This window comes from Janthinobacterium sp. GW821-FHT03A03 (assembly GCF_059421435.1).
Map to the genome: position 1 here is coordinate 320,271 of NZ_JBWKUZ010000001.1, position 11,794 is coordinate 332,064.

Here is an 11,794-nt window from a genome sequence, read left to right on the forward strand (position 1 = left end):
CGCTCCTTATCCGAACGTCTCCATTGGACCAGGATGTCTCTTCCTTGATCTCACATGGGGAACCGGTACACGCGGCAGCCTTTGCATTGAAAGACCGTCCCATCATCCGTGTCTCTAAGCATTGGGATCCTTTGGTTTCCCATGGTGGCGTATCGGATGAGTTTTGCTACCTCCTCCTGCATTGGACACAACCACTCTCACCTCGTCGTTGGGGAAAAAGTGCATATAGATATCTCCCGGCTCATCGTATTTTTCCACTTCCACCATTTTTTCTTTAATAATATGTTTTAGTCCATCCGGTATATCCCACCGCACCAATACCATCATGCCCGGATACCACACTCGCGGGATTGATGCACAGCAAATTTCTGCTCCCCCCGCTCCCCATCTGGCCATATCAGCGCCTCCCGCCCCATCCACCGAAGCGGAGTAAATAAAATTCCCAGTATGGTTCACGATACCCACCTGCGCCGTCGCGGTAGACCTTGGACCGGCTTCCTCAACCTGCCTGGCCTGAAACATACAGCCGCTCAGCAGCAAGACAGTGCCAAGATAAATAAACCATTTCATCATTTTTCCTTTTATAAAAGCAGTTCGGTTGCATCATCGGCTGATCTCCCTTCGGCGCCAGCCTTGCCGAGCGGCGCAGCCGGTTTGCCCATCAGTCATTCCCTATGCGGCTTGCGGGGAATGCCATAGAAAGGATTTTCAATTTCTTGTCTGCAAAACTGCCCTTGGGGAAGGCGCGTGGCATGCAATTTCACCTCGGCGGCAGCAAGCGGCGCCGCCGTCTTGAATGTTCCCAGCCGCGCCTGAACCGTACCATCGGCAAGAAAGTGCAAGAGCACGCTAGTCGGGCGATCTGGACCTGTCGCGGGAAGAATGTCGACAATGGCCTGGCACCAGCGGCTGCCAGGAGAACCTTGTCTGGAAGTACGTTCATCATAAGAAATACTGGATTGACCATCGTGGTGGCGCATATCGAATACCACGCTCCACACCACCCGCACCCTCAGCGGCTTGTCGACCGGCCGATCCCAGCTTAAACAGCAATTGCCACTGCTGAAGGCAACTTTTTCGCCATTATCCAATCTCCCCTCGCTTGCGTCGCGAAAAAAAACGGAGCCGCCGCTGGGCGCATCATCGATATTGAAGGGGAGCGAGATTTCCTTGAACGCGATGGCATACAGGTCGTATGGCGTGTAGTTATAGGAAGTGGTCGTAAAAGTTTGCTCACTTAACTCTTTTTGCAATCGCTCCTCCTTCTCCCTGGCATTGCAGGCAGCCAGAATGAACAGGGACAATATGATAAGAATGATTTTTTTCATATCTGGATAGCGATCATTTTCCGGAAACAGAAAATTCTTCAAATAAAATCTGATGCCGAGAAAGCTAGCCAAGGAAGTAGCAGCCATGTCGGGATCGAATGAAAATCTCGGCAATACGACTCAAGAATATGGGACGACTGGCACGTAGAAGGTTCAATAAAAGAAACGATGAAAAATAGAAAATTTATCAATTTCCCTATCAAGGAAAACTGGCAGGTTTTCCAGCATGAAGAATAGGATGAGTTTTTCCACGCCCTCCAGCATTTGACACAACTACTCTCACCTCGCCATTCTCAAAAAAATGCATATAGATATCTCCCGGCTCATCGTATTTTTCCACTTCCACCATTTTTTCTTTGACAATATGCGTATGTTCTTCCGGCATATCCCATCGCACCAGTACCATCATTCCCGGATACCACACTCGCGGAATGGATGTGCAGCAAATATTGGCAAGCCCCGCCCCCCACCTAGCCATATTCCCCCCTCCCGCCCCATCTACCGATGCGGAATAAATATACTTCCCCGTATGGTTCACGATGCCTACCTGCGCCGTCGCGGTAGGCCTTGGACCGGCTTCCTCAACCTTCCTGGCCTGGAGGGCGCAAGCGCTCAGCAGCAAGGCCGTGCCAAGATACATAATCCGTTTCACAATTTTATTTTCTATAAAAGCAAGCAGTTGAAGGTGCAAGCGCATGCAGCCGATCACGCAATCTTTAGCGTCCGGAAATGCACGATCCAAACGCGCCACATTACTGGACGAGTAAAACGGCATATCCAACCTTATATCATTGTTGCGCCGTCGAAGAAAAAACCAAAAAATATTGACACCACATGGGGGCGGGAAACCTGGAAGTGGACATTCACGCTTCTTCATAAATTCTATAATTTCATCCATTTCATTAGTTCCGTCAAAAAAACGGGCTTTGTCAGATGGATAATTCTTATCAAAAGAATAGCTTTCAGCCAAAAAAGCTGTCATCGCACATCCCCCTCTAAACTCTGGACAATTTTTCTTTGAAATTCAATAATTTCTTTTTTTTCTTTTATCTTTTCATCTGATAAGGTATAAAAATCACGCAGCAATCTTTTTTCCAAAAAATCGAGCGTCTCTCTCTCTCTCTTTAGTTTATCCTTGCGGCGCTCGTCCCGATACTCCTTCGTCGGCACCGGATACCCCTTGATTTTCCCCGGCCACTCCGGTCGGCTCGGTCCATAATGCGACACCACGGCGCCCACGCTGCCATCTTCATAGACGATCAGCCAGATATCGCCTCCCTTCCCATCCGGATACGGTGGAACACTGACCGTCTCGCGATGAAAGGTTGGGTCCGGGGACAACTGATAGACCACCACCACCTTCAAATCCACATGCCACTTTTCCGGCACGCTGAAACAGCATATCGACCCGCCCTGCCCGTATGGACGGATCGAATCGCCACCGCCGCCGCTGTTCGTATTGCCCGGATTTTCAACCGCGATGTAATCGACTTCGCGCGAAGAATAATTCAGCGCCTGAATGCTCGCGGCCATGGCGACACCGGGTAAACATGCGGCCAGCAAGATGCATCGCCATAATTGTTGCTTGAGTAACATCATCATGATTTCATCGCTATCCATAAAACCGGCGGATGAGTCCACCCTGCTTCAACCGCGCTGAAGTCACGCCCTATGCGAGCGCATTGATCCGCTCTGCAGAGCGCTGCTGCGCCAGGTAAATCTCTTCATCGAGTCTGGCTTGCGCAATATCCTGTATCAAGTTTTCGCTCCACACGAATTCTTCGGGTGCATCTTTCGCCTGGATACCGGCCGTCGGCATACGCTGCAGCTCGTTTTCGTGCACGCTTTTCCGGAAGAAGCCGCTTTGCGGGTAATAGCCTCGGCGCAAGATATAGCCGCCACCCTCGCGCCGTGTATAGGTTTGCGTGGTGATCAGCCTGCTACGCATGTCGGCGCTGTCGGCATCCGTACGGATAGGATAGGGAGTGCCATACTGCGCTTCCTTGACCAGCGCTTCCTCTTCCGGCGTCAATGCTTCGCCATTCTTCTGTTTCAGTTGCGCGGCTTCGGTCTTTCGGCTGAGCTCATATACGCGTTTATAAAAGCCGTCTTTAGGCGGTTTATTGGCGAACGAGGCGATCCTGGCGCGCTTGTCGTATTCCGTCACTTCGCCAGCCATATAAAATCCGGCCAGGGAATCGTGTACATAGTCGTCAAAAAACCGCATCACTTCGGGCGGCAGCGGTTTGGGGTGATCGAATATGTCGAGCGCAAATTCTTCCCATTTGTCCAAGGGCGTGTGGTTTTGAGCCCGATAATATTGCCAGTGGTTGATGCGCGCAATATCCCGGGCGCTGAACGGCTGGCCCTCATCGCCATGACGGAAGGCTTTGCGCGCGCGCAGCGCTTCCAGATCGCCTGCCAGCAAGCGGTTGTAGGATCCCAGATCCTCCCGCTCCTGCGCGCTGGCCGCCTTGAAGCTGGCCGTAGCTTCCAGTGTCTTGACGCGCGCGGCGCGCCAGCGGTAATACAGCTCCATGTGCTTGCTCAGCAAGCCGCCTTGCTTGTTAAGCTCGGCGGTATATGCTTCCCATGCCTTGGCAAGCTCTTGACTGACCTGGAAATCATCCTGATCGCGAAGTTCCAGTTCGCTGAACGGTATCAAGGGCACGCCCTTGAGGCGCGCCTCCTTGAACATATGCGCCAGCGGAATTTGCGACAGCAAGGCCGCTTGTCCGCCACGCCCCTTTCCCTGCTCGCCCGGACCATAGCCGCCTCCCACGTCCGAGTGCACGCCAGGAAAATACACTTCCTCGATTTTCCCTGTCAGGCACGTGACGGGAAAATTCATGCGCTGCTCATGCGTGGCAATACAATGCAAGCCTGCCTGGACGCAGGGCGGCAACGGCTTGAGCAATTCATTAGCCCAGGCCCAATGGCCATCGAACATCGCGCCAGGCGCGATCGTGGTTTTCGCTACAGACGCCGAGCTGCCCACGGTTGCCACCGTGTCAAAGACGCCAAGAAAATCGATGCTGGCCGGAATGCCAGCAAACTCCTGCCCCTCACCTTTGCCCGGCGTGAGCAAATCGGCAAACAGCTGGCAAAACGCCACCGCTTCGGCGGCGCCACGCGAAAAACCAAACACGGACAGGGTCAGCGATGGGATATGCGGCTTGGGTTGTGCCGCCATCGCGGCTTTTAACTTTTCGATATGCTCAGCGAACCAGTCAGAGTGAGTCATGAAGCGCTCCCTGCCGGTTGAGGGATGCGCTACCTTTTCGTGGCCTACGTCATTATCATAAGTACGGGCAAGTTCGCCAGCCTTATCTGTTTCATATAATGGCGTATCACTCCCATATATTACTCGATGAATTGCATTTAAAACCTGCAACAATCCCCATATAATCCGCGGCTGCCCTCCTTTGGCAAAAGCCTTCCCCTCATCCGATTCAGTCAACTCACCAATTTCCTTAAATGGCGTCCCAACACCAGGAATATAATATGAGAAATATCCATTTTTTGTTTTATTACCAGGATATGCCGAAAATAAACGCGCCACATTACTATGACTGGCTTCATTGGCGTCTATCACAACATTATTTATAGGGGCAGGCTTCTTCGTTCTCGGATCGAGCACGCCTGTCCTAACCCCATTCCTATCGCGCTCCAGGTTATTATTGGTTCCATCAAAGAAAATTCCAACCCTCACTGGAATACTGCACGGCAAGCTATCTTTATTATCACATGCCACCTTGGTAATTTTGGATTGCTCTGGCGTCGACGGTTTAAGAAAAAAATCGACGGGAAACGGCGCTGAATTAGGAGTTTCACTGATCATAATATCAAGGGATATTGGCAGGTTTTCCGGAATGAAGAATAGGATGAATTTTGCTAGGCCCTCCAGCATTTGACACAACCACTCTCACCTCGTCATTCTCAAAAAAATGCATATAAATATCTCCTGGTCTATCATATTTTTCCACTTCCACCATTTTCTCTTTGATAACATCGGTATGCCCTTCAGGCATATTCCACCGCACCAAGACTTTCATTCCCGGATACCACATTCTCGGAATGGATGTGCAACAAATATTGGCAAGCCCCGCACCCCATCTGGCCATATTCCCCCCTCCCGCCCCATCAACCGATGCGGAATAAATATACTTCCCCGTATGGTTGACAATACCCACCTGCGCCGTCGCGGTAGTCCTTGGACCGGCCTCATCAACCTGCCTGGCCTTGAGGGCGCAGCCGCTCAGCAGCAAGACAGTGCCAAGATACATAATCCATTTCATCATTTTTCCTTTTATCAAAGTAAGCAGTCGAAGAAACAAGGCTAGGCAGCCGAGCGCGCCTGCCAGAAATCGTCGGGCAGCGTGTCGAGCTCGGACAGGTAACTCGCCCCCTGGCGCGTGCGCCGCAACAGGCTGGCCATCGCCGGATGCAAGGTAAAATCATCGGCCAGCATCAAGGCCAGGGCGCTGAAATGCTGACGCTGGCCTGCCGCCTCGATGCCGCTGGCGCTTGCCACTAGTAAATGCCGCGCCACGCGCGCGTGGCACTCGGCTGGGGTGCCGGAATGAAACAGGTCCGGCTGCACATCATGCAGATTGGCCAGGATGGCGTCGGCTTCGGCGATATCCACCAGGGAGGCAAAGGCGGTGTCGCTGAGGGGGAATTTATCAAATTCCGCAGGGGCGGGCTTGGCCTCTGCCGTGCCCTGCCAACTGACCAACGAACCATCGCGCCGCAGCGACCACCAGCGGTAGATGGGGCTCAGCAAATGCGCAGACTGCGTTTCAGTCAAGGCTGCCAGCAGGGCCGGCAATATGCGCGTATCGGCCCAGCGCACGGGCCATTCGACGGTGTCTGGCGTGATGGCAATCAAATAGGGGCGCAAATGCTGCTCCAGCTGGCCGATATCGAGCGTGCTGGCGATGATGCTGAGCATGGGCTTGCCTGCGCACAGCGAAAACAGGCGCTGCAGCCACGCAGCCTGCTCGCTGCCTGTCGATGGCGCCGCCATTAAATGCGGTGCGGCGCTCTTGAAGTTTTGCAGCGAGGTGTGCGCATACAGCGACTGGCGCCGCAAGCGGCTCGGGTAGCGCTTGGTGAAAAACTCCTCATCGCAAGCGCCGTCGAGCAGCGCCAGCAGGTGCAAGGGCTGGCTGCCGTTCGCCGCTGCCGCCTCCGAGCGCAAGGCCAGCAGTTGCTGCGCGATCAAGTCGGGTACTGCCGCGTCAGGAATATCGATGGCAAAGTACATCAGGGCTCCTTTTCTAGGCTGCCGTGGGTGCAACAAACGGACTACCGCTACGCAACGCGGCCAGCAGACACGCCTTGCAGACGCTCGCAGGCAGCGCCGGCAATGGATAAGCGAGCCGTGTCGGCCCGATAAAACTCTTCTTGCCCGCATGCACCGTGATCTTGCCCGGGCACTGGATCGTGATATTGCCGCCTTCGATGGTGATATTCGCGCCGCCCGCCGTCGACAGGCGGATGCTTTTCGCCGCCGCCCAGTCCACATGCGCATTGGCACTGATGACGTTGACCTCTTCGCGCGCCTGCACGTTGAGCACGTCGGCCTGCGCCTGCGCGTCGATGGCGCCCTGGGCCGCGATCAGTTGCACTCCGGTATCCCCCTCGCCGGCCTTGACCACGCCGCCCAGCACGCCGATGGCCTGGCCCGCGTGCACGCGCCACTGGCCGCCACCGGTGAACTGGGTATCCTGGCCGCTCATCATGGTGACGGTTTCGCCGCTGGCCAGTTGCATGTCTTGCCCCGCGACAACGCCCAGTCCGGCCCTGGCGGCGATCGCGATGATGGCGTCCTTTGTGTGCGGCAACTGTTCATGCATGCCGGAAACGCTGGCCAGCATCGCTTTCAAGGGCGCAGCCTGGCCATCGAGCGCGCTGGCGTTTGCTGCGCTGGCGCCGATGTGGCTGGCGTAGGCCACCGTTTGATGCGTCTTGGCGGCAGCGCTGAATGTGTCGCCCAACAGCACAGCCTGTTTCAGCAGGGCAATGCCGGCGGCGTTGTCGCCGGCCGGATCGCGTTGCGCGGCATCGTGCCGGAGCACATAGCTGCTTACCAGCAGGCCGGCCCTGGCGCGCACCACGCCATACGCATCGGTGCGCAACTCGGCGCCGGCACCGCGCAGGCTGCCACGGTAATTGTCGGCGCCATGGATCAAGTGGCCCAGGTTCAGTTCGCTGGCCGCATGGCTGCTTTTCAGCTGGATGCGGCCCTGCTGGTCGGTGTCGTCGAACAGCAGCTGGTTGTAGCCGGCCGCGCTGCCCGCCTTGCCGAATTCCTTGCTGCGGATGCCCCATTGCGCCGCTCCATTGCGGTGCGCCGCGCTGGCGCCCGCGGCGCCATGCCACAGCGGACTGTTGCCGCCCGCCACATTGCCCTGGCCCGCGATGGCGTGGTCGTGCGCCGGCTGGAACACGCCGGCGTCGCTCTGATCGCGCGCCATGCCGCCCGGCGTGGGTACGGTGCCGCCCTCGCCCTGGCCGTTGTACAGGGCGCCGACGATGACGGGCCGGTCGATATCGTTTTCCAGGAATTGCACCAGCACTTCCTGGCCGATGCGCGGCAAAAACTGGCTGCCCATGCCGCCGCCGGCCGCGCGCTGCGCCACCCGCACCCAACACGTTGCGCCAGTCTCTTGCTGCCAGTGAAAGCGGATGCGCACCCGGCCCAGCTTGTCGCAGTAAATCTCATCGGCGCCGCTGGCCACGTCATTGCCATCGGCGCCGACGACGATGGCGCTCTGGCTGCCCAGGGCCGTCGGCGTGGCATGTTGGCGCGCCTCGCCGTCATCGTGCGCCGGACGCCACGGCGTTGCCGCGGCAAGCATCTCGATGCAGTTGGCGTAACCGCTGGCTTGCGCCTGGGCAATCGCGGCGGCGAAATCGGGAAACCCTGCACCCCACTCTTGCACGGTTTCCTCCAGCAATTCCGGTATCGGGCCGAACAGTTCCGCCAGTCCTTCCAGCGCCGGCAGCGGCAGGTTGTTGACGCCGATGCTGGCCACGCGCAGCACGACATACTCGGGCGCGGCGCCGTCGGCTGGCTGCAACGGGCCTTGCGTCAGGCTAAAGCGCGTGCCGGCGCGCAGGGTGCGCACGGTCGAACGGGCTTGCCACAGCTGGGCGCGCGCTTCGTGCGACTGCATCTGCAAGCGGGCGTAGCGCTGCGCCTGGGCGCCATTCGCATACCAGTACTGGCCCGGCGTATCGTAGCTTTCCAGCACCGGCGCGTTCTTGCCACCAAGAATCATATTCGTCGGCACGCTGGCGGCGACCGCCTTTTTCGCCTTGTAATCGTAGCTGAGCACGCTGCTCAGCCCCACCTGCAGGCTGCGCCGCGCGCGCAAGGCTTGCACCGTGTCGCCCGGCTCGCCCACGCGCGCGCCATGAAAGCGCAAGCCGCCGCCTTGCGCGCTGCTGGCGTCCTCTGGCGTGGCGCAAGCCTGGCTGCTGTCGGCAAAGACGAGCAAGGTCTGACCGTCAAACCGCCAGGCCAGCCCCTCTTCCGTCAGCAGCCGGCGCACGAAATCGAAATCCGACTCGCGGTACTGGCAACAATAGCTGCGTTCGCCCGCTTCCTGCATGAACGACGCCACCTCGTCGCTCCAACGCCACAGTGCGTGCGGCGCGTAGGCCTGCAATACTTCGTCGACGATGGCCGTCACGGTTTTGTCTTGCCAGACGCGGCTGTTACGCGCCTGCGTCAGCAGCCACAGCCACGGCGTGATGCGCAGCCGGTAGCGCGCCAGTCCGCCATTGCTGCCAAGCATGGCGGCGGCGCTGATGTAGCCGGAAAAGGACGTGCGCGTGCCGTCGGCCAGGCTGACATGCAGGCTGGCAGGCTGGCCCAGCAGAGACGCCAGCGGCACATGGGCGCTGACCGACAAGGCGATGATGTCGCGCGCGCCGACTTCCTGCAGCCGATCATCGCTGGCAAAGGCCTCGACCAGCAGGCCGCTGTCCTGGTCATCCTTGCCGATGGACAATGCATACAGGCGTGTCGCGCCGTTGAAGGCGGCCAATGCGCTAACGATATCTTGTGTCAAAAGGATGCTCTTCATCTGAATGGTGGCATCGCATATTGCTTATAAAAACAATGTGCAAAATAAACAAGTTCAGGCAATTATGCGCGAGTTCTCAAAAAAGCAAGATTCAATTGAACAAGTAGTGCACAGACAAGACAATAGTGGGTCCCACCTGCGATGGATTCGGTACAATACTTCGGCAAGCCCTTTCACTCTTTCCCGTCCAGCCATGAACCAACTCGAACAACTGAAGCAATTTACTACCGTGGTGGCCGACACCGGCGACTTCCAATCGATCCAGGCCTACACGCCGCGCGACGCGACGACGAATCCTTCTCTGATCCTGAAGGCCGTGCAGAAGGATGAATACAAGCCGCTGCTGGAAAAGGCCGTGCGCGACCATCCGAACGCCTCGACCGCCGAAATCATCGACCGCCTGCTGATCGCGTTTGGCGTGGAAATCCTGCAAACCATCCCCGGCCGCGTCTCCACCGAAGTCGATGCGCGCCTGTCGTTCGACACGGAAGGTACTGTCGCCAAGGGCCGCGACCTGATCGCCCTGTATTCGAACGCCGGCATTGCCCGCGAACGCGTGCTGATCAAGATCGCCTCCACCTGGGAAGGCATCCGCGCCGCCGCCATCCTGGAAAAGGAAGGCATCCGCTGCAACATGACCCTGCTGTTCTCGCTGGCCCAGGCCATCGCCTGCGCGGAAGCCGGCGCGCAGCTGATTTCGCCCTTCGTCGGCCGCATCTATGACTGGTACAAGAAATCGACGGGCATCGACTACATGGGCGCGGAAGACCCGGGTGTGCAATCGGTTCGCCGCATCTACAATTACTACCGCAAGTTCGGCTACAAGACCGAGGTGATGGGCGCGAGCTTCCGCAATACCTCGCAAATCCTCGAACTGGCCGGCTGTGACCTGCTCACCATCAGCCCCGACCTGCTGCAAAAGCTGGCCGACAGCGATGCGCCCGTGGAGCGCAAGCTGAGCGCCGAAGCGGCGCCATCGACCAACATCGTGCAAATGTCGCTGAACGAAGAAGCCTTCCGCTTCATGATGAATGAAGACGCGATGGCGACGGAAAAGCTGGCCGAAGGCATCCGCGCCTTCTGCGTCGATTCCGGCAAGCTGAAGCAGATGATCGCGGCGCTGCGTTAAGCGCCGGCTCTCCCCGCAGAAAAGCGGCGTCCGTGCAATGCACGGCGCCGCTTTTTGCATGGCAGCGCGCTCGGGCGCAATGGCGCTACAATAAACAACCGCCACCAGCCGCCCACGCATGTTGCTTACTTCGTCCGCCATCACCATCCGCCTGGGCCGCCGCGCCCGCGCCCGCATCGCCGACAACGGCTTGCGCGCGCTCGACGTCGCCATCGTCCCAGCCGCCGCGGGCGGACCGAAAGGCCTGATCCTGCACCAGCTCGATTGCTGGCTGTTCGGCGATTTCCTGGCGCAGGCGCCGCGTCCGCGCCACTTCGTCGGCGCCTCGATCGGCGCCTGGCGCATGGCCGCCGCCGTGTTCCCCGACCCGGTCGCCGCGCAGCGCCGCCTGGTGCGCGCATACGTGGGCCAGCGCTATCCCGACAAGCCCGGGGCGGCGCACGTCAGCCGCACCTGCCGCGCCCTGCTCGACGCCGTGCTCGATGGCCAGGATGCGCAACTGCTGCGGCACGCGCGCCACAGCCTGTCGGTGCTGGCCGTGCGCGGCATCGGCGCGCTGGCGCAGCCGGGCAAGTGGCGCGACCGGCGCGGCTTCCTGCTGGCCGCCGCCGGCAATGCCGTGGCGCGCGCGCGTCTGGCCGCTTCGCTCGAACGCGCGGTATTCCATGCCGGGCCGGACGGCGCCAGCTGGCTGCGTTCGCGCTTCGACGCCTTTCATTCGCATTTCGTGCCGCTGGCGCAAGACAACCTGCGCGACGCCTTGCTGGCCTCCGGTTCCATCCCGCTGGTGCTCGATGCGGTGACGGACATCGCCGGCGCGCCGCCGGGGCGCTACTGGGACGGCGGCCTGGTCGACTATCATTTACACCTGCCCTACCAGCGCGAACCGGACCTGGTGCTGTATCCGCATTTTGCCGACCATATCGTGCCGGGCTGGCTGGACAAAGCCATGCCCTGGCGCCGCGCGCGCAGCGGCGACAGCGCATTCGACAACATGATCCTCGTCTCGCCTTCGCCCGCCTTCGTGGCCAGCCTGCCGAACGGCAAACTGCCGGACCGGCGCGACTTTCCCCATTACGGCCAGGACCACGCGGCGCGCATGCGCGACTGGCGCCGGGCCATCGCGGAAAGCGAGCGCATGGCGGCCGCCTTCGCCCGCTGGGCCGAGCAGCCGGACCTGCGCCAGGCGCTCGACCTGTAGCACGGGCGAGACTGCAACAGGCGCAAAAACAAGCGCG

10 protein-coding genes are annotated in these 11,794 nt (G+C 58.9%); 2 read left to right on the forward strand and 8 right to left on the reverse strand.

Features of this window, described 5'->3' with window-relative positions:
- Positions 1-114: 114 nt before the first annotated feature.
- From AC07VI_RS01430 to AC07VI_RS01465, 8 genes are all read right to left on the reverse strand, one after another.
- Positions 115-570: a DUF3304 domain-containing protein gene (locus AC07VI_RS01430; protein ID WP_494808767.1), complete on the reverse strand. Its 456-nt coding sequence runs from the start codon at positions 568-570 to the stop codon at positions 115-117.
- 95 nt (positions 571-665) lie between these two features.
- Entirely contained in the window at positions 666-1,415 is a 750-nt protein-coding gene (locus AC07VI_RS01435; RefSeq protein WP_492995458.1) for a lipoprotein, read from the reverse strand.
- 112 nt (positions 1,416-1,527) lie between these two features.
- A complete protein-coding gene (locus AC07VI_RS01440) occupies positions 1,528-2,310 on the reverse strand; it encodes a DUF3304 domain-containing protein (RefSeq protein ID WP_492995460.1) in 783 nt (260 codons plus the stop codon).
- Complete coding sequence (locus AC07VI_RS01445) at positions 2,307-2,930, reverse strand: DUF3304 domain-containing protein (protein ID WP_494808768.1); 624 nt, start codon at positions 2,928-2,930, stop codon at positions 2,307-2,309. The genes AC07VI_RS01440 and AC07VI_RS01445 overlap by 4 nt, the downstream gene beginning before the upstream one ends.
- Positions 2,931-2,997: 67 nt before the next feature.
- Positions 2,998-5,238 carry a phospholipase effector Tle1 domain-containing protein gene (locus AC07VI_RS01450; protein WP_492995462.1) on the reverse strand — a complete coding sequence of 747 codons (2,241 nt, stop codon included), beginning with the start codon at positions 5,236-5,238 and terminating at the stop codon, positions 2,998-3,000.
- Entirely contained in the window at positions 5,174-5,629 is a 456-nt protein-coding gene (locus AC07VI_RS01455) for a DUF3304 domain-containing protein (protein ID WP_086146877.1), read from the reverse strand. Before AC07VI_RS01455 ends, AC07VI_RS01450 begins: the two co-directional genes overlap by 65 nt.
- Before the next feature lie 38 nt (positions 5,630-5,667).
- Positions 5,668-6,597 carry a DUF4123 domain-containing protein gene (locus tag AC07VI_RS01460; protein WP_086146876.1) on the reverse strand — a complete coding sequence of 310 codons (930 nt, stop codon included), beginning with the start codon at positions 6,595-6,597 and terminating at the stop codon, positions 5,668-5,670.
- A 13-nt stretch (positions 6,598-6,610) separates the two neighbouring features.
- Entirely contained in the window at positions 6,611-9,427 is a 2,817-nt protein-coding gene (locus AC07VI_RS01465; protein ID WP_492995465.1) for a type VI secretion system Vgr family protein, read from the reverse strand.
- 193 nt (positions 9,428-9,620) lie between these two features.
- Between AC07VI_RS01465 and tal the strand changes: the two genes are divergently transcribed.
- Both tal and AC07VI_RS01475 read left to right on the forward strand, forming a co-directional pair.
- Entirely contained in the window at positions 9,621-10,556 is a 936-nt protein-coding gene (gene tal, locus AC07VI_RS01470; RefSeq protein ID WP_086146874.1) for a transaldolase, read from the forward strand.
- A 118-nt stretch (positions 10,557-10,674) separates the two neighbouring features.
- Entirely contained in the window at positions 10,675-11,757 is a 1,083-nt protein-coding gene (locus AC07VI_RS01475; RefSeq protein WP_492995467.1) for a patatin-like phospholipase family protein, read from the forward strand.
- Positions 11,758-11,794: the final 37 nt, after the last annotated feature.

What these genes read in the sequence shown, in the direction of transcription:
- AC07VI_RS01465 (WP_492995465.1), bottom strand. Translation starts at nt 9,427, where the DNA reads ATGAAGAGCATCCTTTTGACACAAGATATCGTTAGCGCATTGGCCGCC.
- tal (WP_086146874.1), top strand. Translation starts at nt 9,621, where the DNA reads ATGAACCAACTCGAACAACTGAAGCAATTTACTACCGTGGTGGCCGAC.
- AC07VI_RS01450 (WP_492995462.1), bottom strand. Translation starts at nt 5,238, where the DNA reads ATGCTGGAGGGCCTAGCAAAATTCATCCTATTCTTCATTCCGGAAAAC.
- AC07VI_RS01455 (WP_086146877.1), bottom strand. Translation starts at nt 5,629, where the DNA reads ATGATGAAATGGATTATGTATCTTGGCACTGTCTTGCTGCTGAGCGGC.
- AC07VI_RS01445 (WP_494808768.1), bottom strand. Translation starts at nt 2,930, where the DNA reads ATGATGATGTTACTCAAGCAACAATTATGGCGATGCATCTTGCTGGCC.
- AC07VI_RS01460 (WP_086146876.1), bottom strand. Translation starts at nt 6,597, where the DNA reads ATGTACTTTGCCATCGATATTCCTGACGCGGCAGTACCCGACTTGATC.
- AC07VI_RS01430 (WP_494808767.1), bottom strand. Translation starts at nt 570, where the DNA reads ATGAAATGGTTTATTTATCTTGGCACTGTCTTGCTGCTGAGCGGCTGT.
- AC07VI_RS01435 (WP_492995458.1), bottom strand. Translation starts at nt 1,415, where the DNA reads ATGGCTGCTACTTCCTTGGCTAGCTTTCTCGGCATCAGATTTTATTTG.
- AC07VI_RS01440 (WP_492995460.1), bottom strand. Translation starts at nt 2,310, where the DNA reads ATGACAGCTTTTTTGGCTGAAAGCTATTCTTTTGATAAGAATTATCCA.
- AC07VI_RS01475 (WP_492995467.1), top strand. Translation starts at nt 10,675, where the DNA reads ATGTTGCTTACTTCGTCCGCCATCACCATCCGCCTGGGCCGCCGCGCC.